The sequence below is a fragment of the Kutzneria sp. CA-103260 genome (assembly GCF_018263855.1).
GTDB lineage: Bacteria > Actinomycetota > Actinomycetes > Mycobacteriales > Pseudonocardiaceae > Kutzneria.
Genome location: NZ_CP073318.1, coordinates 4,840,912 through 4,864,940, shown reverse-complemented (window position 1 = coordinate 4,864,940; position 24,029 = coordinate 4,840,912). Strand labels below are relative to the sequence as shown.

23 protein-coding genes are annotated in these 24,029 nt (G+C 71.0%); 14 read left to right on the top strand and 9 right to left on the bottom strand.

Annotation, left to right across the window (positions count from 1 at the left end; translation table 11 throughout):
• Positions 1 to 57: 57 nt before the first annotated feature.
• The gene (locus tag JJ691_RS20965; RefSeq protein ID WP_211770418.1) at positions 58 to 813 is read right to left on the bottom strand and encodes an IclR family transcriptional regulator; all 756 of its coding nucleotides are present in this window, start codon (positions 811 to 813) and stop codon (positions 58 to 60) included.
• Positions 814 to 862: 49 nt separating this feature from the next.
• Here JJ691_RS20965 and JJ691_RS20960 point away from each other — a divergent pair, with 49 nt between their 5' ends.
• The 4 genes from JJ691_RS20960 to JJ691_RS20945 all read left to right on the top strand — a co-directional run bounded on the left by JJ691_RS20960 (position 863) and on the right by JJ691_RS20945 (position 4,035).
• Positions 863 to 1,660, top strand: coding sequence for an SDR family oxidoreductase (locus tag JJ691_RS20960; RefSeq protein WP_211771622.1), 798 nt, complete (start codon positions 863 to 865; stop codon positions 1,658 to 1,660).
• Entirely contained in the window at positions 1,660 to 2,163 is a 504-nt protein-coding gene (locus tag JJ691_RS20955; RefSeq protein ID WP_211770417.1) for a cupin domain-containing protein, read from the top strand. Before JJ691_RS20960 ends, JJ691_RS20955 begins: the two co-directional genes overlap by 1 nt.
• A complete protein-coding gene (locus tag JJ691_RS20950; protein ID WP_249228082.1) occupies positions 2,160 to 3,032 on the top strand; it encodes an alpha/beta fold hydrolase in 873 nt (290 codons plus the stop codon). Before JJ691_RS20955 ends, JJ691_RS20950 begins: the two co-directional genes overlap by 4 nt.
• 73 nt (positions 3,033 to 3,105) lie before the next feature.
• Complete coding sequence (locus JJ691_RS20945) at positions 3,106 to 4,035, top strand: 2,3-dihydroxyphenylpropionate 1,2-dioxygenase (RefSeq protein ID WP_211770416.1); 930 nt, start codon at positions 3,106 to 3,108, stop codon at positions 4,033 to 4,035.
• Here JJ691_RS20945 and JJ691_RS20940 read toward each other — a convergent pair.
• On the bottom strand, positions 4,032 to 5,909 hold the full coding sequence (locus JJ691_RS20940; protein ID WP_249228081.1) for a Na+/H+ antiporter: 1,878 nt from the start codon (positions 5,907 to 5,909) through the stop codon (positions 4,032 to 4,034). The genes JJ691_RS20945 and JJ691_RS20940 overlap by 4 nt on opposite strands.
• A gap of 176 nt (positions 5,910 to 6,085) precedes the next feature.
• On the opposite strand from JJ691_RS20940, the gene JJ691_RS20935 reads away from it, so the two are divergent.
• Complete coding sequence (locus JJ691_RS20935; RefSeq protein WP_211770414.1) at positions 6,086 to 6,859, top strand: alpha/beta fold hydrolase; 774 nt, start codon at positions 6,086 to 6,088, stop codon at positions 6,857 to 6,859.
• Positions 6,860 to 6,895: 36 nt separating this feature from the next.
• On the opposite strand, the gene JJ691_RS20930 is transcribed toward JJ691_RS20935, so the two are convergent.
• Entirely contained in the window at positions 6,896 to 7,354 is a 459-nt protein-coding gene (locus tag JJ691_RS20930; protein ID WP_211770413.1) for a cupin domain-containing protein, read from the bottom strand.
• Positions 7,355 to 7,450: 96 nt separating this feature from the next.
• Here JJ691_RS20930 and JJ691_RS20925 point away from each other — a divergent pair, with 96 nt between their 5' ends.
• Positions 7,451 to 8,053 (top strand): TetR/AcrR family transcriptional regulator, encoded by a 603-nt coding sequence (locus tag JJ691_RS20925; RefSeq protein ID WP_211770412.1) that lies wholly within the window; start codon positions 7,451 to 7,453, stop codon positions 8,051 to 8,053.
• Between the two features lie 295 nt (positions 8,054 to 8,348).
• Positions 8,349 to 9,902, top strand: coding sequence for a GMC oxidoreductase (locus JJ691_RS20920; protein WP_249228080.1), 1,554 nt, complete (start codon positions 8,349 to 8,351; stop codon positions 9,900 to 9,902).
• Positions 9,903 to 9,922: 20 nt separating this feature from the next.
• Here JJ691_RS20920 and JJ691_RS20915 read toward each other — a convergent pair whose 3' ends face one another.
• The 4 genes from JJ691_RS20915 to JJ691_RS20900 all read right to left on the bottom strand — a co-directional run bounded on the left by JJ691_RS20915 (position 9,923) and on the right by JJ691_RS20900 (position 13,571).
• On the bottom strand, positions 9,923 to 10,402 hold the full coding sequence (locus JJ691_RS20915) for a carboxymuconolactone decarboxylase family protein (protein WP_211770411.1): 480 nt from the start codon (positions 10,400 to 10,402) through the stop codon (positions 9,923 to 9,925).
• Positions 10,403 to 10,424: 22 nt separating this feature from the next.
• Positions 10,425 to 11,498 carry an NAD(P)H-dependent amine dehydrogenase family protein gene (locus JJ691_RS20910; protein ID WP_211770410.1) on the bottom strand — a complete coding sequence of 358 codons (1,074 nt, stop codon included), beginning with the start codon at positions 11,496 to 11,498 and terminating at the stop codon, positions 10,425 to 10,427.
• A gap of 97 nt (positions 11,499 to 11,595) precedes the next feature.
• Complete coding sequence (locus JJ691_RS20905; protein WP_211770409.1) at positions 11,596 to 13,182, bottom strand: solute symporter family protein; 1,587 nt, start codon at positions 13,180 to 13,182, stop codon at positions 11,596 to 11,598.
• Positions 13,179 to 13,571 (bottom strand): DUF485 domain-containing protein, encoded by a 393-nt coding sequence (locus JJ691_RS20900; protein ID WP_211770408.1) that lies wholly within the window; start codon positions 13,569 to 13,571, stop codon positions 13,179 to 13,181. Before JJ691_RS20900 ends, JJ691_RS20905 begins: the two co-directional genes overlap by 4 nt.
• A gap of 293 nt (positions 13,572 to 13,864) precedes the next feature.
• Here JJ691_RS20900 and JJ691_RS20895 point away from each other — a divergent pair, with 293 nt between their 5' ends.
• The 3 genes from JJ691_RS20895 to JJ691_RS20885 are packed head-to-tail and all read left to right on the top strand — an operon-like array spanning position 13,865 to position 17,729.
• Positions 13,865 to 16,747: a nitrate- and nitrite sensing domain-containing protein gene (locus JJ691_RS20895; RefSeq protein ID WP_211770407.1), complete on the top strand. Its 2,883-nt coding sequence runs from the start codon at positions 13,865 to 13,867 to the stop codon at positions 16,745 to 16,747.
• Positions 16,744 to 17,187, top strand: a complete 444-nt coding sequence (locus JJ691_RS20890) for a roadblock/LC7 domain-containing protein (protein ID WP_211770406.1) — start codon at positions 16,744 to 16,746, stop codon at positions 17,185 to 17,187. Before JJ691_RS20895 ends, JJ691_RS20890 begins: the two co-directional genes overlap by 4 nt.
• 8 nt (positions 17,188 to 17,195) lie before the next feature.
• On the top strand, positions 17,196 to 17,729 hold the full coding sequence (locus JJ691_RS20885) for a DUF742 domain-containing protein (RefSeq protein ID WP_211770405.1): 534 nt from the start codon (positions 17,196 to 17,198) through the stop codon (positions 17,727 to 17,729).
• On the opposite strand, the gene JJ691_RS20880 is transcribed toward JJ691_RS20885, so the two are convergent.
• Positions 17,707 to 18,435: a siderophore-interacting protein gene (locus JJ691_RS20880; RefSeq protein ID WP_211770404.1), complete on the bottom strand. Its 729-nt coding sequence runs from the start codon at positions 18,433 to 18,435 to the stop codon at positions 17,707 to 17,709. The genes JJ691_RS20885 and JJ691_RS20880 overlap by 23 nt on opposite strands.
• A 72-nt stretch (positions 18,436 to 18,507) precedes the next feature.
• Between JJ691_RS20880 and JJ691_RS20875 the strand changes: the two genes are divergently transcribed.
• Both JJ691_RS20875 and JJ691_RS20870 read left to right on the top strand, forming a co-directional pair.
• Entirely contained in the window at positions 18,508 to 19,005 is a 498-nt protein-coding gene (locus tag JJ691_RS20875; RefSeq protein WP_211770403.1) for a phosphoribosyltransferase, read from the top strand.
• Between the two features lies 1 nt (position 19,006).
• The gene (locus tag JJ691_RS20870; protein WP_211770402.1) at positions 19,007 to 19,522 is read left to right on the top strand and encodes an O-acetyl-ADP-ribose deacetylase; all 516 of its coding nucleotides are present in this window, start codon (positions 19,007 to 19,009) and stop codon (positions 19,520 to 19,522) included.
• 102 nt (positions 19,523 to 19,624) lie between these two features.
• On the opposite strand, the gene JJ691_RS20865 is transcribed toward JJ691_RS20870, so the two are convergent.
• A complete protein-coding gene (locus JJ691_RS20865; protein WP_249228079.1) occupies positions 19,625 to 21,121 on the bottom strand; it encodes a helix-turn-helix domain-containing protein in 1,497 nt (498 codons plus the stop codon).
• A 177-nt stretch (positions 21,122 to 21,298) separates the two neighbouring features.
• Here JJ691_RS20865 and pruA point away from each other — a divergent pair, with 177 nt between their 5' ends.
• Positions 21,299 to 22,924 carry an L-glutamate gamma-semialdehyde dehydrogenase gene (gene pruA / locus JJ691_RS20860; RefSeq protein WP_211770401.1) on the top strand — a complete coding sequence of 542 codons (1,626 nt, stop codon included), beginning with the start codon at positions 21,299 to 21,301 and terminating at the stop codon, positions 22,922 to 22,924.
• Between the two features lie 87 nt (positions 22,925 to 23,011).
• Positions 23,012 to 23,941: a proline dehydrogenase family protein gene (locus JJ691_RS20855; RefSeq protein ID WP_211770400.1), complete on the top strand. Its 930-nt coding sequence runs from the start codon at positions 23,012 to 23,014 to the stop codon at positions 23,939 to 23,941.
• The last annotated feature ends 88 nt before the right edge of the window (positions 23,942 to 24,029 follow it).

The following is a 24,029-nucleotide window of genomic DNA, read 5'->3' as shown; positions in this document are numbered from 1 at the left end:
TGTGTGGGACCCTCAGCCTGGCTTCGCCCGTGGGCCAGGCGCAATTTCGGGTCCCGCTCAGCGGGACTTGGCGTAGGCCCGGGAGGCCGCGGCGGCGGCCAGCCGGACCGCCGGCCCGATCCGGTCGGCCCGCACCAGCTTGCTCGGCCCGGTCACCGACATCGCCGCCACCACCTCGCCGAGCGGCCCGAACACCGGCGCGGCCACGCAGCTCACGCCGATGACGCCCTCCTCGCGGTCGACCGCCCAGCCCTGGTCCGGCACCGCCGTCAGCTCGCGTAGCACGGCCACCGGGTTGGTGAGCGTGCGTGGCGTACGGGCCGGCAGGCCGGCGGCCAGCACCTTCTGCACGGTTGCCGGATCGGAGTAGGCCAGGATGGCCCGGCCCAGCCCCGAGCAGTAGGCCGGGACGACCCCGCCGGCCTGCTCCAGCATCGGCATCGGTCGGTGTCCGCTGATCCGCTCGACCACCAGGATCTTGGCCCCGTCCAGCACGCCCAGCTGCACGGTGGCGTGCGTGGCGTGGTGCAGGTCCTGCAGGAACGGCAGCACCGACTCGCGCAGCTCGTGCCGGATCGGGGCCAGGCTGGAGATCTCGAACAGCCGGTTGCCGACCCGGTAGCGGTCGCGGGGCTTGTCCAGCCAGCCGAGGCGGATCATCTTGTCGGCGGTCCGGTGCACCGTCGAGCGGGGCAGGCCGCTGCGCTCGACCAGGCCGGCCAGCGTCAGCTCGCGGTGCCCGGCGTCGAACGCGCCCAGGATCGCCGCCGCCCGGTCCAGACCACCCGTGCCGTCCCGCTCAGCGGGACTCATCGTTGTCCTGCCTGGTTCATGCCGGTCAGGCTAGCGCCGACAGCACCGACTGGGGGAGGCCGACATCAGCACCCGAACCGCGCTCGTCGGCGGTGGCGCCACCGGCATCGGCCACGCCGCCGCGGCCCACCTGCTGCGCCAGGGCCACGGAGTTGTCCTGACCGGACGGAACAACGACACGTTGCAGGCCGCGGCCGAGAAGCTGCGGGCCGGCTGCACCGGACCGGTCGGCACGCTCGTGCAGGACGTCGCCAAACTGTCCGATGTGGACGCCGCGCAGGCCGTGCAGCACGTGGAGGAGCGGTTCGGCTCGCTGGACGTGTTGGTGCTCAACGCCGGCGGCCCACCGCCCGGCCGGGTCCTGGACGTGACCGACGAGCAGTGGCTGCGCTCCATCGAACTGCTGCTGCTCGGGCCGCTCCGGCTGGCCCGGGCCGCGCTGCCGGCGATGGCCCTGCGCGGCTTCGGCCGGGTGGTGCTGGTGACCTCGGCGATGGTCCGCCAGCCCGATCCGAACCTGGCCATCTCCGTGGTGCTGCGTTCGGCGGCTACGGCGGCGGCGAAGCTGATGTCCAGGGAGTACGCGGCCAACGGCGTCACCGTGAACTGCGTCGCGCCCGGCGCCACGGCGACCGACCGGCGGACCGAGGTGCTGGCCGCGCGGGCCGCGGCCAGCGGGTCGACTCTGGTCGAGGTGGCCGCCCGCGACACGATGGCGGTGCCGGCCGGGCGGCCGGCGACCGCCGACGAGATCGGGGCCGCGGTGGCGTTCCTGGCCTCGCGGGCGGCGAGTTACGTGAACGGGACCGTGCTCACGGTCGACGGCGGCAGGACGGAGACGATCTGATGGCCCAGTCCGGACCGGACTTCAGCATGGCCGAGTTCCTCGGTGCGATCAGCGACAGCGTGCGTCCCAGTGCGGCGCGGCCGATCGTGGTGCGGGCCGCGGAGCTGGAGCGGCTGCCGGCCGACCAGGTGCACAACCCGACCACGCTGTCCATCGCCGGCCGGCTGCCGACCGTGTCGTTCGAGATCTTCCGGCAGACCATTCCGCCCGGCCTGAGCTCGGACATGCAGCGCCACCACCACGAGACTGTGCACTACGTGATCTCCGGGACCGGCCACAGCGAGGTCGAGGACGAGACCGAGCCGTGGTCGGCCGGCGACTTCGTCTACACGCCGCCGTGGACCTGGCACCGGCACTACAACGACTCGGCCGACGAGCCGGTCGAGTTCCTGACCATCGAGAACTCCCGGCTGCTGGGACTGCTCGGCGTGGGTCGGCGGCAGAGCGCCGGGCTGGCCACCATGGCCGAGGCGCGGGCGAAGTTCGGGGAGGAGCAGTCGTGAAAGCGTTGCCGGAGCACATCTCCATCTGGGATGAGCTGTCCGATGTGGACCACGAGCTGCGGCACGTGGACGTGCGGGGCGTGCGCACCCGGGTGCTGCGCGCCGGCTCGGGGCCGGATCTGGTGCTGCTGCACGGAACCGGCGGCCACCTGGAGGCGTACGCGCGGGACATCGCCGGCCTGGCCGAGCACTTCCGGGTCACCGCCTACGACATGGTCGGCCACGGCTGGTCGGACCTGCCCGACCACCACTACACGATCGACGTGCTGTCTGATCACCTCGTCGCCCTGCTCGACGTCCTGGGCATCGAATCCGCGCACCTGTCGGGGGAATCGCTCGGCGGTTGGGTCGCGGCGTGGACGGCCGCGCACGCCCCGGGCCGAGTGGACCGGCTGGTGCTGAACACGCCCGGCAACATCGCCAACAAGCCCGAGGTGATGGCGCGGCTGCGGGACAGCACGATGGCCGCGGTCGCCGACCCGTCGGACGAGACCGTGCGGCCGCGGGTGGAGTTCCTGTTCCACCACAAGGAGATGGTCACCGACGAGCTGGTGCTGCTGCGGCGCAAGGTGTACAGCCGGGTCGGCTTCACCCGGGCCATCGCCAACACGCTGGTGCTGCAGGATCCGGTGGTGCGCGCCGACTTCGCGTGGGAGCCGGCCTGGGTCGGCAAGATCACGGCGCCCACCCTGTTGCTGTGGACCGACCATGACCCCACCGGCGGCCTGGACGAGGCGGCGCTGCTGCTGGAGTGGCTGCCGAACGCCGAGCTGCACGTGATCTCCGACGCCGGGCACTGGCCGCAGTGGGAGAAGGTCGACGAGTACCTGGCCGTGCACAAGCGCTTCCTGCTGGGAGACGCGGCATGAGCGAGCTTGCGAGCGAATCATTCAGCACAGAGCGTCCGCGAACGCGGACACCGAGCGCTAGCGAGGTGCCGCAGTGAGTGAGCTTGTCGGGCTGGTCGCGTTGTCCCACTCGCCGTTCGCGACGATGATGCCACCGTCCGAGGTGGACGCGCCTGGGGCCGCCTTCCTCGCCGCCGCCGAGCGGGTCCGGCGCGCGGTCGCCGCCCGTCGGCCGGACGCCGTCGTGGTGATCGGGCCGGATCACTTCCACGCCAACTTCTACGACGCCATGCCGCCGTTCGTGCTGGGTGTGGAGGAAGCCGTCGGCTTCGGCGACTTCGCCAGCCGGGAGGGGCCGCTGCCGGTGGCCGGTGAGTTGGCCTGGTCGGTGCGCGACGGCTTGGCCGGGGCCGGTTTCGACCTCTCGCTGTCGTATTCGCTGACCGTGGACCACGGCGTCGTGCAGAGCTACGACATGGTCGTCGGCGACGTGCCGATGGTGCCGCTGGTGGTGAACACCGCTGCGCCGCCGTTGCCGAGCATGCCGCGCTGCCTGGAACTCGGCGAGGCGCTGGGCAAGGTGCTGCGGTCCGCGCCGTTCCCGGGCCGGGTGCTGGTGGTGGCCAGCGGCGGACTGTCGCACTGGTTGCCGCCCAACGATCCTCGCGACCCGACGGTGGTGGGGGAGCGGCGGGTCGCGATGATCCACGGCCGCAAGGACGCCCGCGCCTTCGCCGCCGCCCGTGAACCGCGGGTGCGGGCGATGGCCGGCGACCCCAACGCGCCCGTGAACGCCGACTGGGACCGCTGGTTCCTCAAGCAGCTCGCTGCCGGCGACCCGGCCCCGATCGCCGCGCTCGGCGACATCGGCCTGGAGACGCAGGCCGGCAGCGGCGGCCACGAGATCCGCACCTGGCTGATCGGGGCCGCCGCCGTCGGCCGGCCGCTGGTCTGGACCGGCTACGAGGCCGTGCCCGAGTGGATCACCGGTATGGGCCTGGGCACGACCTTTCCGGTCGACTAGCCCAGTTTCTTGTCTACGAAGCACCACCGCCAGCTCTCACCCGGCTCGTAGCTGCGCATCACCGGGTGCCGGGTGTCGCGGAAGTGCTTGTCGGCGTGCTTGCCCACCGACGAGTCGCAGCAGGCCACGTTGCCGCACTTCAGGCACATCCGCAGGTGCACCCAGGTGATGCCCTCCTCGACGCAGGCGGCGCAGCTGTCCTCGCTGCTGGCCGGGACGTCCCGCCACTCGTGGGCCAGGTGCTTGCACGCCTCGGTCAGGGTCGCCGGCGCGCGTAGCTCGCGGCCCTCCTGGGGCGGCTCCTCCTCGTCCCGGTCCAGCATGGACTCCTCGACGTCGAGCCGTTCCAGGACGCGCCGCAGCACCACGTCGTCGGCAGTGCCCTTGTCCCGCGCCTTCAGACAGTGCTCGCGCTCCACCTGGAGCAGCTCCAGGCGCAGCCGGCGGTAGGCGTCGCTCGGCGTCTCGCTGAGCGCGCTCTGCCGCCCCAACTGCTCCCACGCCGCGTCCGTGCGACCTTGGAGGCGCTCACGCAGCCGCTGCACCACCTCCGGCGGGTCCGCCGGGGTGCTGATCTCGTCCAGCTTGACCAGGGCGACGCGGACCATGTCATGTAGCAGAGCCGCTTCCTGCAAGGCATCCTGCGCCGGGTCGGGGCCGGGCAGGCCCATCCGCCGCACCAGCATCGGCAGCGTCGTGCCCTGCACCAGCAGTGTGCCCGCCACCACGACAAAGGCCGCGAGCACCAGCACCACCCGCTGCGGCGTGTAGGCCGGCAGCACGAACGCCGCCGCCAGCGTCACCACCCCGCGCATGCCGGCCCAGCCGATCACCACCGAATACCGCCAGGGCCACGCCTTCTTGCGTTTCATGCCCAGCATGGCCGTGATCCGCTTCTCGGCCGCGACGCCGACCAGCCACACCATCCGGGTCACGATCGTTGCCGCCAGCACCGCCGCGCAGATCAGCGTCAGCGTGAGCACCGACAGGCCGCTGTGCGCCACCTCGGTGAGGATTCGCCGCAGTTGCAGGCCGATCAGCAGGAAGACGATGTTCTCCAACAGGAACTGCACCGTCTGCCAGTTGTGCCGGCTGGCCGTCCGGGCCGCCCCCGACAGCACGCGCGGGGACCGGTGGCCCAGCATCAGGCCGGCCACCACCACTGACAGCACTCCTGAGCCGTGCACCGACTCGCCGAGGATGTAGGCCACGAACGGCACCGCGAACGACAGTGCCGTGTCCGCCACCGGCTCCGTCAGCTTCAGGCGTACCAACGAGGCCACGAAGCCGACCACCAGGCCGGCGGCAACCCCGCCCACCGCCGCCAGCACGAAGTCCAGACCCACATGCCACAACGAGATCGAGCCCGTGATCGCCGCGATGCCCGTGCTCAGCGCCACCAGCGCCGCCGCGTCGTTGAACAGGCTCTCGCCCTCCAGCAGCCGCACCATCTTGCGGGGCATCGCCACCCGTCGGGCCACCGCCGTCGCCGCCACCGCGTCCGGCGGCGCCACGATCGCTCCCAGCGCGAAACCCGCCGCCAGCGGCAGGCCCGGGATCACCAGCCAGGCCACCAGGCCCACACCCGCCGTCGTGAACAGCACCAGGCCCACCGACAGCACCGCGATCGGCCCCCGGAGCCGACTGAAGTCCACCAGCGAGGTCTGGATCGCCGTCGAGTACAGCAACGGTGGCAGCAGGCCGACCAGCACCACCTCCGGGTCCAGTTCGTAAGCCGGCACCCCCGGCACGAACGACACCGCGACGCCCACCACGATCAGGCACAGCGGCGCCGACCAGTCCAACCGTCGGGCCACCGCCGTGACGGCCAGCACCGCCACCACCAGGGCCACAATCTCCGCCGCGATCTCCACGCCGCAAATCATCACTCGAACGGCGGCCGGCAGGCCAGCCGGGCACCGCCGGGCGTCCCGTCGCCGGTCTGTCCTTGCCCGGCCGTTCCGGTTCCCGCTCTTTGTGAGAGTCCACTTGCATGGGATGAGGGTCCCAACCTAGACTCGTGAGAGTTCACTCTTACGAAGGAGCTGGCATGAGTCGGGTGTTCGACCTGGGGGACGGGCTGTCGGTCACGGTGGATGTGCGGGAAGGGGCGGGGGAGACGGCGCTGGTGCTGCACGGGGGTGCGGGGCCGAAGTCGGTGGCGGGGCTGGCGGGAGTGCTGCCGGGGGATCGGACGGTGCTGACGCCGACGCACCCAGGGTTTGACGGGCAGCCGAGGCCGCAGTGGTGCGACAGCGTGGCGGATCTGGCGGTGGCCTACCTGGACCTGCTCGAACGGTTAGCGGCGGAGCGGGTCCTGGTGGTGGGCAGCTCGATCGGCGGCTGGATCGCGGCGGAGATGGCGACCCGGGACAGCTGGGGGCGCATCGGCGGGGTGGTGCTGCTGAACGCGGTGGGCATCGACCCGAAGGAGGGGCAGCTGACCGACACCCGGGGGCTGCCGCCGGTGAAGCTGGGGGAGCTGGCCTTCGTGAACCCGGCGCTGCGGCTGGATCCGTCGAAGCTGACGGAGGAGCAGCGCGCGGCGGGCCTGGCCAACCAGGAGGCGCTGGCGGTGTACGCGGGGGAGCCGTTCATGTACGACCCGAAGCTGCGCCGCCGGCTGCGCGGGGCGAAGGCGCCGGCGCTGGTCGTGTGGGGCGAGGAGGACGGCATCGCGACTGTCGACTATGGACGGTCCTACGCGGAGGTGTTCACGCGGGGGCGGTTCGTGCCGGCGCCGGGGGCGGGGCACTTCCCACACATCGAGGCGGCGGAGCTGACGGCGGCGGCGATCGAGGACTTCGTGAAGCAGGAGTTCTGAGGCGGGTGGGCCCCGCGCAGGGGCCCACCCGAAGGCTCAGGCGAAGTCGGTGGCGGGCGTGGTGGCGTAGCGGCCCATGACCTCGACGGTGGCGGCCGGGGTCAGCGTGCCGTCGGCGGCGACCACGTCGCGCAGGTCCCGGAAGTACTGCACGTACAGGTCGGGCGTGAAGGTGTTGAGCATGACGGCGGGCTCGTCGCCGGGATTGGCGAACGTGTGCGGCACGCCCGGCGGCACCATGACCAGGGTGCCCTTGGCGGCCACGTGGTCCTGGTCGCCGACGGTGAACCGGACGGTGCCGGACACGACGTAGAAGCCCTCGTCGTGCTGGGCGTGGCGGTGCTGCGGCGGACCGGCGCTACGTGGGGCCAGGGTGATCTCGCCGATCCCGAGCCGGTGCTGGGTGACGCTGCCGTCCTCCATGATCCGCATCCGGGCCGGGCCGAGTTCGATGACCTCGCCCCCGTCCGGGCCGGTGATCGAGACGTCGTTCACTGGGGTGCTCCTTCGTGAGAATTAACTCTCACGAAGGTAGTGCGCTGTAGCGGCACGATGCAAGTGTTCTCTTACGAATCGGATAGGATGGCGGGCATGGCGCAGACGACCTCGGGCCGGGTGAACCAGAAGACCCGCACCCGCAACGCGATCGTGCGGGCAGCCGCGGAGCTCAGCCGCAGCGGCCGCGAGGTGACGATGCCCGAGGTGGCCAAGGCGGCCCTGGTCTCGGAGGCCACCGCCTACCGCTACTTCCCGGATCTGCTTTCCCTGCTCCGGGAAGCGATCGCCGGTCAGTTGCCCAGCCCGGAGGAGGCGCTGGCCCCCGTCGCCGACTCGACCGACCCGGTCGTCCGGATCGCCGCCGCCGCCGAGTTCCTGCTCCGGCACGTGCTGTCCAGGCAGGGCGTGGTGCGCGCGATGATCTCCGCTACCGTCGTGCGCCCCGAGCAGGCCCAGACCCGTCCGGGCATGCGCTTCGGCCTCATCGACTACGCCCTCGCGCCGCTGGCCGGCACGCTCGGCGGCCGTGACCCGCAGGCCTTGGCCCAGCTCAAGAACGGCCTGGCCGTCGTGGTCAGCGCCGAGGCGTTGTTCTCCCTGACCGACCTGTACGGCATGGCGCCCGAGGCGGCCATCACCAGCCTGGTGCAGACGGCCACCACTCTCACTCGGGCCGTCCTGAACACCCAGGCATAGCCTCAGAAATCGAGCGCCCCTCGGATCTGTTGGATCCGGGGGGCGTCTTTCGTGATCGACAAAGGCGCTGTCGGTGAAGGACAACGGCGACGGTCCATTCAGGACAGACGGTCGACGTGACGTCAAACCTGACTCAAGTTACTCGCTGGTACGTAGTGACTGATCGGCCGATCGTACGTATAACTTGTTCTAATCTCTCAACGGTGAGGAAGATCACATGAGCGAGAAATCCATGCAAAGTAACGCTTCTGGTCGTGTCTCCCGCCGCGCTTTCATCGCTGGAACAGGTTCTATCTTGGGGGCGGTGGCCCTCGGCGGTCGGGCCCTCGCGGCACCGGCCGCGGCCGGGCCGATCCAGTCCGGCGCCCACGTGCCGGTGCTGGTGATCGGCACCGGATACGGCGGCTCGGTCGCGGCGCTGCGGCTGGCTCAGGCCGGCGTGAACGTGCAGATGGTCGAGATGGGCATGGCCTGGGACACGCCCGGCGCGGACGGCAAGATCTTCGCCAACACCACCAACCCCGACGCCCGGTCGTACTGGTTGCGCACCAAGACGAAACAGCCGCTGAGCAATTTCCTCGGCTTCCCCATCGACCGGGACATCCCACGCTACACCGGGATCCTGGACGCCGAGGAGTTCGCCGGCATCATCGTGTACCAGGGTCGGGGCATCGGCGGCGGGTCGCTGGTCAACGGCGGCATGGCGGTCACGCCCAAGCGGGAGAACTTCGGCGCCATCCTGCCCTCGGTCAACGCCGACGAGATGTACAACACCTACTACCCGCGGGCCAACGCCGAACTGGGCGCGGGCCTGATCGACCCGGCCTGGTTCGACACGGTGGACTGCTACCAGTTCGCCCGGGTCGGCCGCAAACAGGCCCAGCGGTCGGGTTTCCCGTTCGTCTTCGTGCCCGACGTGTACGACTGGGACTACATGAAGCAGGAGGCCGCGGGCACCGTGCCGAAGTCGGCGGTGGCCGGGGAGATCCTGTACGGCAACAACTACGGCAAGAAGTCGCTGCAGAAGACCTACATTCCCAAGCTGATGGCCACCGGCCGGGTCACGATCTCCCCGCTCCACAAGGTGACCTCGGTCAGCCCGGCGGCCGGCGGCGGCTACACCGTGCTGATCGACCAGCTCAACACCAACGGGGACATCACGACCACCAAGACGGTGACCGCGGACAAGGTGTTCTTCGCGGCCGGCAGCGTCGGCACCAGCAAGCTGCTGACCATGCTCAAGGCCACCGGCAAGCTGCCCAACCTGAGCTCGGAGATCGGCAAGGGCTGGGGCGACAACGGCAACGTCATGGTCGGCCGGGCCAACTGGTGGTGGGACGCGACCGGCTCGGTGCAGGCCTCGATTCCCTGTGGCGGCATCGACAACTGGACCGCGGGCGGCGCGTTCGCCGAGGTCGCCCCGTTGCCCACCGGCATCGAGACGTACGCCTCGTTCTACCTGTCCATCACCAAGAACCCCAACCGCGCGGAGTTCTCCTGGAACGCCGCCACCAACCAGGTCGACCTGAGCTGGCAGACGGCATGGAAGCAGCCGTCGATCGACATGGCCAAGACCATCTTCGACAAGATCAACTCCACCGAGGCGACGGTCTACCGCTCGGATCTGTTCGGTGTCAACAAGATCTGGGGCGACCACCTCACCTACCACCCGCTCGGCGGCGCGGTGCTGAACCGGGCCACCGACAACTACGGCCGCCTGAACGGATATCCCGGCCTGTACGCCATCGACGGCTCGCTGATTCCCGGCAACACCAGCGTGAACCCGTTCGTCACCATCACCGCGCTGGCCGAACGGAACATCGAGAAGATCATCGCGACCGACCTGTAGCGGCGGCTGCCGGGGCCCGGTCAGTGCCCCGGCAGCACGCACACCGCGTCGATGCCCAGCACGTGGTTGAGCCGCCCGAACGCCAGCCAGGAGCCGATGCTCATGCTCAGCTCCACGATCTCCTGCTGGCTGTAGTGCTCGGACATCCGCGTCCAGAACGCCTCGTCGATGTTGTGGTGGTCCAGGGCGTACCGCTCGGCGTACTCGGCGGCCAGCCGGGTTCGCTCGTCGAAGGCCTCGGTGGTGCGCCACTCGGTCACCGCCTGGGCGAACTCCTCCTCGACCTTCGCGCCGTCCCGGTCGGTCCGCCAGTCCAGGCAGAACAGACACCCGTTGATCTGGGCGATCCGCAGCCGCGCGGCCTCGAACTCCCGCAGCCCCAACGTGGTGTGCTGGTACACCGACAGCGAGAAGTTGGCGGCCGCGGTCCCGATACCGGGCACCATCTCGCCCCACACGTAGCCGATCGCGTCCTTGCCCGCCGGGATGTCGATGTTCATCGCGAACGTCCTTTCCGGACAGTCAGGGGCGGCCGAGTTTGCCGACGGCCGGCCGCAGCGGCACGTCGAGCGCGTCGTACAGACCGGGCTCGGCCTCGACCAGCCAGTCGATGGCGTTGACCAGCCGGCCCACCGCGGTGGCGTTGCCGCCGGCCGAGCGGTTCTCGCTCTCGTCGGTCGCCTCGATGGTGACCTCGATGCGCGGCCGGCCCTCGATGATCACCCGGTGCGCGCCGTCGCCGCTGGGCGGCTGCGGCCAGTCCGGGGCGCAGGACGAATGGATGCGGGTGACGTGCTCGATGACGATGCGGGCCGCGCCGTTGACGATGCCCTGCACCTCGAACCGGACCGCACCCTGGGTGCCGGCCTCGAACTCGCCCATGGTCCTGGTGGTCACGCCTGCGTCCAGCGGGCGACGGTCCATCGTCTCCCGGATCTCGTCCAGCTCCACGCCCAGCGCCCGGGCCATCATCCGGATCTGGCCGCCCCACACCATCGTCGGCACCGTCGCCATCAGCATCGGCGCCTGGTAGTCCATGGGCTGGCCCATACCGACGAGGTAGCGGACCGAGTCGGGCTGCTCGTAGGTGGAGTAGTCGAAGATCTCCTGGCAGCGGATCACGTCCACGGTGCTGCCCAGGCCACTGATCAGCAGCGGCAGCACGTCGTTGCCCCAGCCCGGATCCACTCCGGACACGAACAGCGACCCACCGCCCGACTTGATCGCCGCCAGGATCGGGTCGCGCAGCTCGGCCGGCGCGTTGCGGTGGTCGTAGAGCGGATACAGCGAGGGAGTGACCACCACCGCCCCGGACTCGACCGCCTTCACAAGATCCGCGAGCGCTTCGAGTCCCCGGACGTCGCCCGAGGCCGCGTACACGATCGCCCGTGGCCCCGTGGCCAGCACCGCGTCGATGTCGTCCGTCGCGGCTACGCCCAGCTCGACGTCCAGCCCGGCCAGCTCGCCCGCGTCCCGGCCGACCTTGGCCGGGTCGTGCACGAGCACCGCCGTGAGCTTCAGCGCCGGGTGGGCGGCCACGGCCCGAATGGCCGCGCGACCGACGTTGCCTGTGCCCCAGACAACCGTGGCAATCATGGGCAAAACCTAGCAAACGCTTGGTTGCGTCACGAGGGGCCGAACGAGTGAGGGCCCCGCCGACGGCGGGGCCCTCACAGGTGGACGGGGAACGCGGTCAGGTGCGGGAGCCGATGCCGGTCAGCGCCCGGACCTCCATCTCGGCCTGCTTGCCCGGGTCGCTCTTGCGGCTGCCGACGAACGTGCCGACGATGCCGCACAGGAACGAGAACGGGATGGAGACGATCCCGGGATTGCTCAGCGGGAACCAGTGGAAGTCCATCGACGGGATCAGCGAGGTCGGCGCGCCGGACAGCACCGGGGAGAACGCGATCAGCACCAGGCAGGAGCCGAGGCCGCCGTAGATGCTGGACAGCGTGCCGGTGGTGTTGAAGCGCTTCCAGAACAGCGCGAACAGGATGGTGGACAGGTTGGCCGAGGCGGCCAGGGCCAGCGCCAGCGCCACCAGGAAGGCGACGTTCTGGCCGTTGGCGGCGATGCCGCCGATGATGGCCAGCGCGCCGATGGCGACCGCGGTCAGCCGCGCCACCCGCACCTCGCGCCGTGGATCGGCCTTGCCGTGCTTGATGATGTTGGCGTACACGTCGTGCGCGAACGAGGCCGAGGCGGCCAGGGTGAGGCCGGCGACCACGGCGAGAATGGTGGCGAACGCGACCGCCGACACGATGCCCAGCAGGACCGCCCCGCCGACCCGGAAGGCCAGCAGCGGCGCGGCCGAGTTCTCGCCGCCGGGCGCGTGCAGGATGGCGTCCGAGCCGACCAGCGCGGCCGAGCCGTAGCCGACGACCAGCGTGCACAGGTAGAACACGAACATCGTCCAGATCGCCCACACCACCGAGCGGCGGGCCTGCTTGGCGTCGGGCACCGTGTAGAACCGCATCAGCACGTGCGGCAGGCTGCAGATGCCCAGCACCAGCGCCAGCGCCAGGGACACGAAGTCCAGCTCGTTCTTGCCGTACTGCGCCCCCGGCCCGAGGATCGCGGTGCCCAGCTTGTTGTTCTGGGTGGCCCGGTCCAGGATCGAGGAGAAGTCGAAGCCGAACTTGCCCAGCATGAACACGCTGATCAGGGTCACGCACAGCAGCAGCAGGACGGCCTTGATGATCTGCACCCAGGTGGTGCCCTTCATGCCGCCGACCAGCACGTAGAAGATCATGATGGCGCCGACGACCACGATCACCAGCGACTGCCCGGCCCGGTCGGTGACGTTGAGCAGCAGCGCCACCAGGCCGCCGGCGCCGGCCATCTGGGCCAGCATGTAGAAGAACGAGATGACCAGCGTGGAGATGGCGGCCGCGGCGCGCACCGGGCGCTGCCGCATCCGGAACGCCACCACGTCGCCCATGGTGAACCGGCCGGTGTTGCGCATCATCTCGCCGATCAGCAGCAGCCCGACCAGCCAGGCCACCACCCAGCCCACCGAGTACAGGAAGCCGTCGTAGCCGTGCACCGCGATGCCGCCGGCGATGCCCAGGAACGAGGCGGCCGACAGGAAGTCGCCGGACAGCGCGATCCCGTTCTGCGCGCCGGTGAAGGCGCCGCCGGCCGCGTAGTAGTCCGAGGTGGTCGCGTTGCCGCTGCTGACCCGGTAGACGATGTAGAGCGTCGCCGCCGCGAACAGCACGAAGACGCCCAGGTTGATCAGCGGGTTACCGGTCGCGGTCCCGTCCGCCAGCACCTTCACTTGTTCTCCACCCCGGCGTGCGCGCGGATCAGGGCCACCTGCGGGTCAATTCGCTTTCGGGCGAACCTGTTGTACGCCAACGTGATCAACACCGTTGAGACGAACTGGGCCAGGCCGAGCAGCAGGCCGACGTTGACCAGTCCGAAAACCTGCTGAGCCATGAACGCGTGGGCATACGCCGACAGCAGCACATAAGTGAGGTACCAGACCAGGAACAGCCCGGTCATCGGGAAGATGAACCGGCGCAGTCGGCGGCGTAGCTCGGCGAACTCCGGAGTCTCCTGGATGGCCTCGAAGTCCGGCCGCCCCGGAGCGGCCGGCCGACCACCGAAAACCTGCTGCTCCGGTTCGACCGCCGCGTGCCGACCCGTAGTCGACGCTGTGGTCACCTGTCCTCCAGGGCGAGCCGACACGTTGAAGAAAGTGGGCCAACTCTAACGGGGGCGTGAACGGAGTCAACCGCAGGCCGGCCGCGGGCGGGCGGTCCAATCCGGCGGCCGGGAGCACCCGGGCTGACGTGTCGGCCTTGACAGCGGAATTCGGCCTGGAGTACACCCCAGCAGCGGCCGGACGACCGTAACGCGTTTCCCTTATCGGCAGACAACCGAGCAAAGGGGAAGCCGGAGGTTTCCGGTGCGATACTTACCCGCGCCCCGCACCAGAACCTGAGGAAGGACGTATCGTGGTTCAGCCCAGCCCGGGTCCGTGGTGGCACACGGTCGCCCGGTGGCGCAACTGGCCGGTGCTGGTGAAACTGGCCGCGGTGCTGGTGGTGCCGGTGGTCGTCGCGGTCACCCTCGGCTTTCTCCAGGTGCGCAGCGAGATCGGCCAGGCGGACCAGTACCTCACCATTCAGCGAGTGATCGCGCTGCGTGACTCCCTGACTCCGCTGACCGCGCAGCTGCAGCGTGAGCGCACGCTGGCCGCGCAGGTGCCGACCCAGGGCGTCGCCGCGTTCCACGCGCAGGCCAAGAACGTCGACGACGCGGCGGCCAAGGTCGCCGACGCCGCCCACCGCACGGTCGGACTGTCCGCGGCCTCCTCGGCGTGGTTCAACGACCTGCAGCTCAACCTCGGCCAGCTGCCGGCCATCCGCCGTCCGGTCGAGCAGTCCAGCGACGCCGACACCGACGCCGTGTCGGCGTACACCCAGGTCATCGAGACCGCCCTGAACTTCGACCAGGCCCTGGTGGTGCAGCTGGGCGACCCGTCGCTGTCCAGCCCGGCGACCGCGCTGCTGGACCTGGAGGGCGCACAGGAGCAGATCCGGCTGGAGCAGGCGGTGGTGCTGGTCGGCATCGCCCGCGGCCACCTGATCGACGCCGAGGCCAAGATGCTGGCCGCCTCCGCGACCCGCTACGACGACAACGTGGCCAACTTCCAGGCGGTGGCCTCGCCCGAGTGGCAGCAGGCGTTCCAGCAGACGGTGTCCGGCGTCGACGTCGGCACCCGGCGGCAGCTGCTCGACTTCGCCAGCACCCAGCCGGTCGGCCAGGCCGCCCCGGCCCAGAACGCGGCCAAGAAGACCGGCGGCGTGCACAACGCCCCCGCCACCGGCGGGCTGACCATCCCGCTGGACGAGTGGAACCGCACCTCGGACGCCACCGTGACGCTGGTCAACAAGGTCGCCACCGGCCTGGCCGGGCAGGTCCGCGACACCGCGACCGCCCTGCAGGAGGGCAGCAGCGACCGGGCCGGCCTCGAGTCCGTGGTGCTGGTCGTGACGGTGCTGCTGGCCGGCGGCGTCGGCCTGGTCGTCGGCCGCTACCTGCTGGGCTCGCTGGGCGTGCTGCGGCGCACCGCCCTCGACGTCGCCTCCCGCCGGCTGCCCGAGGCGGTGGCCAAGATCCGCGAGGGCCGCGGCGAGGACGTGCGCATCGACCCGGTGCCGGTGTACACCACCGAGGAGTTCGGCCAGGTGGCCCGGGCCTTCGACGAGGTGCACGGCCAGGCCGTCAAGTCCGCGGCCGAGCAGGCCAGCCTGCGCAGCAACCTGGGCAACATCTTCGTCAACCTGTCCCGGCGCAGCCAGGGTCTGGTGGAACGGCAGCTGCGCCTGATGGAGCAGCTGGAGCGGCACGAGGAGAACCCCGAGCAGCTGGCCAACCTGTTCAAGCTGGACCACCTGGCCACCCGCATGCGGCGCAACAACGAGAACCTGATGGTGCTCTCGGGCCTGGACCTGTCCCGCCGGTTCACCAAGCCGCTGCCGCTGGGCGACGTGCTGCGGGCGGCTGTCTCCGAGATCGAGCACTACCAGCGCGCGGTGGTCCGCTCGGCGCCGACCGCCACCGTCGTCGGCTACGCCGCCGGCGACCTGGTCCGCCTGATCGCCGAGCTGCTGGACAACGCCACCGCCTTCTCCCGGCCGGACACCCAGGTCACCGTGGACAGCCACCGCGACACCAACGGCGACATCGTCGTGCAGGTCGTGGACCAGGGCATCGGCATGGGCGACACGGAACTGGCCGAGGCCAACAAGCGCGTCTCGGCCGGCGCCGCGGTCGAGGTGCCGGTGTCCCGCCAGATGGGTCTGTTCGTCGTTGGTCGGCTGGCCAGCCGGCACTCCTTCCGGGTCCGCTTCGAGCAGGGCGGCGGCGGTGCGGACGGCCTGACCGCCTCCGTCACCGTGCCGGCCGAGCTGGTGGTGCGGGGCAGCGGTGACCGGGAGCGGCCGCTGAGCACGCCGGGCGAGGTCGCGCTGAACGGCATGCCGCCCGCCCCGCGGCTGGGGCCGGACGACACCACCCGCATCGAGCGCATCGACGAGGTGGTGTGGCCGAGCGACAGCGTCGAGGACGAGCCGTGGGACCCGCCGGAGCGCAACGCGCCGGTGGTGCCGGACACGCCGCCGAACGTGGTGAAGGCGATCGACCCGTCGCCGACGCCGCTGCCCACCCGCCGCGTGCCGCGCAAGCCGGACATGCCGCCGGCCCTGTCCGGTCCGCCGGTGCCCCGTCCCGGGCCGAACTCCGGTCCCACGCCGCCCGAGGTCCTGTCGACCGGGGGGATGGAGCTGCCGCGGCGGACCTTCACGCCGCCGCCCACGGTGCAGCCGCCGGTCCCGGCCGACGGGGCGACGGGCTGGTTCGCCGCCAACACACCCGTCGCCGACGAGAGCAAACCGCCGCGTCAGGACGAGGAATCCGTCCTACGACCGGAGGTCTCGCTGGAGCCGACCAGCTACGCTTGGTTCGAGCACATGTCCGGGGGACCGGCGATCGAGTCCTCCGATCAGGTGAACCCGTCGGGCGCCACCGCGCCCGAACCGGCCCCGCCGGCGACGCCGGAGCCGGTCTGGCCGGCCGAGCAGCCGGCGGCGCCACCCGCGCCGCAGCCTCGTCCCCAGGGCGTCCAGAACGGGGCTGGCCTGCCGAAACGCGTGCCGAAGGCTGGGTTGTTCCCGGCTACCGGGGCGCCGGCGGCCGGACCCGCGGCGGGCGCCGCCCACCGCGATCCGAACCGGACACGCGGCTTCCTGGCCAGTTACCAGTCTGGTATCCGTCAGGACCACACTGGTGCAGCAGCGTCGAGTGAGAACGAACGGGGGCAGGAGAGCCCATGACCGCACCCCAGTCGCGGCAGGTGAACCAGTTCGGCTGGTTGGTCAACAACTTCGCCGAGCACGTGCCCGGTGTCGCGCACGCGGTCGTCGTGTCCGTGGACGGTGTGTTGCTGACATCGTCCGCGCGGTTGCCCGCCGAGCGGGCCGAGCAGGTCGCGGCCATCGCGGCCGGCGCGGTCAGCCTCACGCAGGGAGCCTCGCGCTGCTTCGACGGCGGTCCGGTGCGCCGGACCGTGGTGGAGATGCAGGGCGGCATCCTGTTGCTGATGACGATCATGGACGGCTCGTGCCTCGCGGTGCTGGCCGCTCCCAACTGCGATGTGGGCCAGGTGGCCTACGAGATGACGGTCCTCGTCGACCAGGTCGGACCGCTGCTCACGCCCGAACTGCGCAGCGAGCTCAGGGTCGCCAAGCAGGCCATGGACAGCCAGCCCGTCTGAGGGTGGAGATGAACACCGAGGACTGGGGCGAAGACCCCGCGGAGAGCACGTTCGCGGACGTGCTCAACGGCTTCACGCTCAACGGCGGAGGCGGCTCCCGCCGCCGCGGCCGGCGGGAGCCCGACGGCCGGCACGCCGAGCCGGAGCGGCCGGTCGAGCAGCCGGCGCCCGCCCAGGCGCCGGTACCCGACCAGGACGAGTCGTCGGCCGCCATCGTGCGCGCCTACGCGTGGACCGGCGGCCGGACCCGGTCGGAGGTGCCGCTCCAGATCGAGACCCTGGTCTCGACCAGCGAGCACGGCAGCACCACGACCGAGCCGCTGCAGGCCGAGTACCGGGCCATCGCCGAGCTGTGCGCGCAGACCAGGTCGGTGGCCGAGATCGCCGCGCTGCTGTCGATCCCGCTCGGCGTGTCCAAGGTGCTCGTCGGCGACATGGCCGGCCTGGGCCTGGTCTTCGTGCACGCCGCCGACACCGGCGGCGACGGCGCGCCCAACCTGGGGCTGATGGAGCGGGTGCTCAGCGGGCTGCGCCGGCTGTAGTGCGCTTCTCCGCCTGGAACGCGTCCTCGTGCAGGCCGCGCCGCCAGTAGCCGGAGATCGACAGCTGCTCGCGGTCGAGGCCGCGGTCACCGGTCAGGTGGCCGCGGAGCTCCTTGACCATGCCCATCTCGCCGTGCACGAAGGCGTGCACCCGGCCGGCTGGGAAGGTCAGGGCTCGCACCGTGTCGACGACGTCGGCCGGGTCGACCCAGCGGACCTCGCGGTCGAACGGCTGCGGCTCGGCGCTGCCGACCACCGCGACCACGTTGGCCGCCGGGGACAACGCGTCGATGGCCGCGCCGATCGCCGGCAGCGCGCTCTCGTCGCCGACCAGCAGGTGCCAGTCCGCCGTCGGGTCGGGGGCGTAGGCGCCGCCCGGGCCGAGGAAGTAGAGCTCGTCGCCGGGCTTCGCGCTGGCCGCCCAGGGGCCGGCCAGGCCGCTGTCGCCGTGGTGCACGAAGTCGATCGTCAGCTCGCCGCTGTCCGCGTCGTGCGAGCGGATCGTGTAGGTGCGGCGGGGCGGCAGCTGGTCGCGGGGGAGGTCGTCGAGGTTGTCCGGGAAGCCGCCCTCGCCCGGGAACAGCAGCTTGACGTAGCGGTCGGTGAAGCCGTTGTCGACGGCCAGGCCGTCGCCGGCGAAGGTCACGCGGACCATGTGGGGGGTGATCCGCTCGCTGCGGCGGACCTGGATACGGGTCGCACTCATTGGGTCAGCTTAGCCTAACCTTACATCTAGTTGTAAAGCTATAACTGTCTCCGTGTGGATAGGGTAGCGCCCATGAACGATCAGCGCGAGGTGCTGACCTGGGAGCTGTTCGGCTCCGCGAGCCGCGAACTGGCCGAGATGGTCGCCGCCGACGGCTTCGAGCCCGACCTGCTGCTGTCCATCGCTCGCGGTGGCCTCTTCGTGGCCGGCGCCCTCGGCTACGCGCTGGACGTCAAGAACCTGCACGTGATGAACGTCGAGTTCTACACCGGCGTCGACCAGCGGCTCGACCTGCCGGTCATGCTCCCGCCCGTGCCCAACGCCGTCGACCTGCACGGCGCCAACGTCCTCGTCTGCGACGACGTCGCTGACACCGGGGCCACGCTGAAGCTCGTCCGCGACTTCTGCGCGGACAAGGTCGCCGACGTCCGCTGCGCCGTCGTGTACGAGAAGCCCCACTCCACCGTCAAGTGCGAGTACGTGTGGCGGCACACGGACCGCTGGATCAACTTCCCTTGGTCGACCCTGGCGCCGGTGGTCCAGCGCCGTGGCCAGGTGCTGGACGCCTGACGTGCCCGTCGAGATCGTCGAGGGGGACATCACCACGCAGCAGGTGGACGTCATCGTCAACGCTGCCAACACTTCTCTGCTCGGCGGCGGTGGTGTCGACGGCGCCATCCACCGCCGTGGCGGGCCCGAGATCCTGGCCGAGTGCCGCAAGCTCCGCGCCGGCCACTACGGCCGTGGGCTCAAGGTCGGCCAGGCTGTCGCCACCACCGCCGGCCGCTTGCCGGCCCGCTGGGTGGTGCACACCGTCGGTCCCGTGTGGTCGGACACCGAGGACCGGTCGGCGCTGTTGGCCGACTGCCACCGCAATTCCCTGCGCGTGGCCGCTTCGCTCGGCGCTGTCACCGTCGCCTTCCCGGCCATCTCCACCGGCATCTACCGGTGGCCCCTGGAGTCGGCGGCCAAGATTGCTCTGGAGACGGTGACCGCCGAACTGGCCGCCGACACGTCGGTGCAGACGGTGCGCTTCGTCCTCTTCGGACAGCAGGCCTACACCGTCTTCCGCACCCACCTCCCCTAACCCCTCTCCTCTCCCTCCCTTTTTCCGCCACATGTGGTCCACATGTGGCGTCTGGAGTCGACTGTGGCGCACATGTGGCGTTTGCCGGGGGCGCGATGGGGGTTAGCGGGTGAGGCGGAGTTGGAGTTGGGCGACCAGGCGCTGGTCGGGGTCGGCGAGGTCGAGGCCGCTGAGTTCGCAGGCGCGGCGGACGCGGTAGCGCAGGGTGTTGGGGTGGACGTGCAGGCCGGCGGCGGCGGAGCGGACGTCGCCGAAGGCGTCGAGGTAGGCGAGCAGGGAACGGCCGATGTCGGTGCCGGCCAGGGGATCGAGGCGGGGATCGCGGATGCGGGGGTTGTCGGACAGCAGGGTGAGGGTTTCGCTGAGCAGGACCTGGGTCCGCACGTCGGCCAGGGCGGCGACGGCGACCTCGGGGCGGGCGGCGATGGCGTCGAGGACGCGGTCGGCCTCCTGGCGTGAGACCGGCACATCCGCGAGGCCGGCGACCACGGAGCCGATGCCGGCCTGGACGGTGAGGCCGAGGTGCCGGCTGGTGGCGGCGACGGCGTCGCGGGTCATGGCGGTGACGGTGCCGGCGTCGGAAACCTCGGGCAGCAGCACGTAGACCCGGCCGCCGATGGGAGTGACGAGTGCGGACCGCCGGTACGAGGCGGCGTGCACGGAGACGATGCTGATCATCTCGGCCCGGTGCAACTCGACCTCGGAGCGGGTGCGATCGGTGCTGCGCAACAGGAAAGCCACGACGGCGGCGGGTTTGAGGGGGTCGGCGCCGATCTGGCCGGCGACGGAGACGCCGGTGATGCGGCCGTCGAGCACGCCGGTCAGCAGGTTCTCCCGCAGCCGCAGGCCGGCGCTGGCGGTGTTGCGGTGCTGCACCAGGTGCAGCGCGGTGATCCGGGCGGCGCCGAGCAGCGCGCGGTCGGCGTGCTCGGTCAGTGGGTGACTGCCCTCCTGCACCCACACGGTGCCGAGCGGCTGCGACCCGGCGTGGATGCCGACCGCGATCCGGCGCTTGATGCCCAGCTCGGGCCGCTCGTCGATGTGCACGACGTCCTCGCCGGAGCGAAGTCGTTGGTACACACCCCATTCCCGGAGCATCGCGAGGTACGGCTCGGGCCCCTGGCGGCCGAGGATGGACAGCCGGCGCAGCTCGTCGACCTCGTCGGAGGAGCGCGAGTAGGCCAGCACGCGGTTGGCGGTGTCCTCGATGCTGACGCTGCCGCCGGTCAGGGCGGCGATGGTCTGGGCCAACGAGAACAGGTCGCCGAGCACCTCGCCGGCATCGGCGTCGGCGGTGCCCCGAGCGGTGCTGACCACATTGCGCGCCAACGACTCCAGCTGTTCCCAGCGCACCTCGGAGCGGACATCCAGCAGGGCCACGCCGGCGTCGGCGGCGGCCTGCCGCAACGGCTCGGCGTCCTTGACGGCGACGGCGGTCGCCCCGCGCTTGCCCGCGGCCCGCACGTGCGCGGTGGCGGACTTGCCCCGGGCCCCGATCACCAGCACCAGGTCGCCGGGGCGGGAGTCGGGGGCGTCGTCGGGATCGAGGATCACCACGTCCCGCACTTCGGCGTCCAGGCCGTCGGGGGCGGTCAGCACCTCGACGAACGGCTCGCCGAGGGCGAGCAGCAGCTGCTGGACGCTCGACCCGCTGATGATCCGCTCCTTTGTTCACCCGGACAACCCGGCACCGGCAAGCTTAGCCGTCCGAACAACACACCGCCGGTCGGCGCTGCATAGCCTTTGCCCATCGACGACGACGCCGAAGGAGTGCCAGTGGACGCCGTGACGCAGGTCCCGACCCCCGTGAACGAGCCGGTGCTGCAGTACGCGCCGGGCAGCCCGGAGCGGGCCGAGCTGACGGCGAAGCTGGTCGAGCTGGCCAAGGAGCAGATCGAGCTGCCGCTGACCATCGGCGGCGAGCAGCGGATGGGCGGCGGCGAGCGCGTCGACGTCGTGCAGCCGCACAACCACCGCGCCGTGCTGGGCACCTTCGCCGGCGCCACCCAGGCCGACGCCCGCGACGCGATCGCCGCCGCCAAGGCCGCCGCCCCGGCGTGGCAGGCGATGCCGTTCGACGAGCGAGCGGCGATCCTGCTGCGCGCCGCCGACCTGCTGTCCGGCCCGTGGCGCGCCACCCTCAACGCCGCCACCATGCTCGGCCAGTCCAAGACCGCCATCCAGGCCGAGATCGACTCCGCCTGCGAGCTGGCCGACTTCTGGCGCTTCAACGTGGCCTTCGCCCGCGAGCTGCAGGCCAAGCAGCCGGAGAGCTCGAAGGGCGTCTGGAACCGCACCGACCACCGGCCGCTCGAAGGCTTCGTCTACGCCATCACGCCGTTCAACTTCACCGCCATCGCCGGCAACCTGCCGACCGCGCCGGCGCTGCTGGGCAACGTGGTGCTGTGGAAGCCGTCGCCGACGCAGACGTTCGCCGCGCACCTGACCATGCGGCTGCTGGAGCAGGCCGGCATGCCCCCGGGCGTGATCAACCTGCTGACCGGTGACGGCCTCGCCGTCTCCGAGGTGGCGCTGGCCGACCCCGACCTGGCCGGCATCCACTTCACCGGCTCCACCAAGACCTTCCAGCACCTGTGGTCGACGGTCGGCGCGAACATCGCCAACTACCGCAGCTACCCGCGGCTGGTCGGCGAGACCGGCGGCAAGGACTTCGTGCTGGCCCATCCGTCGGCCGACCTGGACGTGCTGCGCACCGCGCTGGTCCGCGGCGCCTTCGAGTACCAGGGCCAGAAGTGCTCGGCCGCCTCGCGGGCCTACGTCCCGCGGTCGGTGTGGGCCAAGCTGCGGGACGGCCTGGTCGCCGAGACCGAGGCGCTGACCATGGGCGACGTCACCGACCTGAGCAACTTCATGGGCGCGGTGATCGACCGCCGCTCGTACGACAAGCTCGCCGGCGTGCTGGACCGGGCCCGCGGCGACAGCAAGCTGGAGGTCATCGCCGGCGGCACCGCCGACGACTCCGACGGCTACTTCGTGCGGCCGACCGTGCTCGTCGGCGAGGACCCCTCGCACGACGTGTTCAAGACGGAGTTCTTCGGTCCGGTGCTGGCCGTGCACGTCTACGAGGACAACGACTTCGACTCGGTGCTGTCCACTGTGGACTCGGCGTCGCCGTACGCGCTGACCGGCTCGATCATCGCCGACGACCGGGCCGCCGTGGTCCAGGCCTCGCAGGCGCTGCGCTTCGCCGCCGGCAACTTCTACGTCAACGACAAGCCCACCGGCGCGGTCGTCGGCCAGCAGCCGTTCGGCGGCGGCCGGGCGTCGGGCACCAACGACAAGGCCGGCTCGGTGCACAACCTGCTGCGCTGGGTCAGCCCCCGCTCGGTCAAGGAGACCTTCGTCGCTCCGACCACCGTGCGTCACCCCCACCAGGGGTGAAACGCCACATGTGGCGCGCATGTGGCCCACAACGCCACATGCGCGCCACATGTGACCAAACTTGGTGACAGAAAGTGAGGAGATCCCATGCTGCGCACCGCTTTGCTGGCCGCCGCCCGCTCACCGCTGGCCCGGCAGGCCGTCGAGCGCACCCCACTGGCCAAGCCGGTGGTGCGCAGGTTCGTGGCCGGCTCGTCGCTGGGTGAGGCCGTGGCCGTGACCGCGTCGCTGATCGGCGACGGCCGCAAGGTCACGCTCGACCACCTCGGCGAGGACACCATGGACGCCGCGCAGGCCGCCGCCACCGTGCACGCCTACGAGCGGCTGCTGGCCGAGCTGGGCGACACCGGGCTGTCGGCCGGCGCCGAGGTTTCCGTGAAGCTGTCGGCGGTCGGCCAGTCGCTGCCCAAGGACGGCGAGAAGATCGCCCTGGACAACGCCCGGCTGATCGGCGAGGCGGCCGCCGCCGTCGGCACCACGGTCACGCTGGACATGGAGGACCACACCACCACGGACTCCACCCTGGGCATCCTCGCCGACCTCCGGGTCGACTTCCCGTCCACCGGCGCCGTGTTGCAGGCCTACCTGCGGCGCACCGAGCAGGACTGCCGGGACCTGTCCGGCGCCGGCTCCCGGGTGCGGCTGTGCAAGGGCGCCTACAAGGAGCCGGAAACCGTTGCGTACCAGGACAAGTCCGAGGTGGACCGGTCCTACGTCCGCTGCCTGAAGATCCTCATGGCCGGGGACGGCTACCCGATGGTCGCCTCCCACGACCCGCGCCTGGTGTCCATCGCCGCCGACCTGGCCGACGCCGCCGGCCGCACGCCCGACACCTACGAGCACCAGATGCTCTACGGCGTGCGCCCCGACGCCCAGCGCCAGATCGCCGCCGCCGGCAAGACGCTGCGGGTCTACGTCCCCTACGGCGACCAGTGGTACGGCTACTTCATGCGCCGCCTGGCCGAGCGTCCCGCCAACGTCGCTTTCTTCCTCCGCTCGCTGGCCACCAAGAGCTGACACTGCGGCGGTCACGCTTTCGGGCACACCGAATGTAGAGTCCCGGTGTGTCACGTGCGAGGTCGCGCCGGTCTCTGGAGCCGCGGGT

Bases quoted from the DNA above. Each gene is read 5' to 3' on its own strand.
- JJ691_RS20915 (WP_211770411.1), bottom strand. From the start codon at position 10,402: ATGAACATCGACATCCCGGCGGGCAAGGACGCGATCGGCTACGTGTGG.
- JJ691_RS20935 (WP_211770414.1), top strand. From the start codon at position 6,086: ATGAGTCGGGTGTTCGACCTGGGGGACGGGCTGTCGGTCACGGTGGAT.
- JJ691_RS20955 (WP_211770417.1), top strand. From the start codon at position 1,660: ATGGCCCAGTCCGGACCGGACTTCAGCATGGCCGAGTTCCTCGGTGCG.
- JJ691_RS20965 (WP_211770418.1), bottom strand. From the start codon at position 813: ATGAGTCCCGCTGAGCGGGACGGCACGGGTGGTCTGGACCGGGCGGCG.
- JJ691_RS20890 (WP_211770406.1), top strand. From the start codon at position 16,744: ATGACCGCACCCCAGTCGCGGCAGGTGAACCAGTTCGGCTGGTTGGTC.
- JJ691_RS20910 (WP_211770410.1), bottom strand. From the start codon at position 11,498: ATGATTGCCACGGTTGTCTGGGGCACAGGCAACGTCGGTCGCGCGGCC.
- JJ691_RS20925 (WP_211770412.1), top strand. From the start codon at position 7,451: ATGGCGCAGACGACCTCGGGCCGGGTGAACCAGAAGACCCGCACCCGC.
- JJ691_RS20875 (WP_211770403.1), top strand. From the start codon at position 18,508: ATGAACGATCAGCGCGAGGTGCTGACCTGGGAGCTGTTCGGCTCCGCG.
- JJ691_RS20855 (WP_211770400.1), top strand. From the start codon at position 23,012: ATGCTGCGCACCGCTTTGCTGGCCGCCGCCCGCTCACCGCTGGCCCGG.
- JJ691_RS20880 (WP_211770404.1), bottom strand. From the start codon at position 18,435: ATGAGTGCGACCCGTATCCAGGTCCGCCGCAGCGAGCGGATCACCCCC.
- JJ691_RS20885 (WP_211770405.1), top strand. From the start codon at position 17,196: ATGAACACCGAGGACTGGGGCGAAGACCCCGCGGAGAGCACGTTCGCG.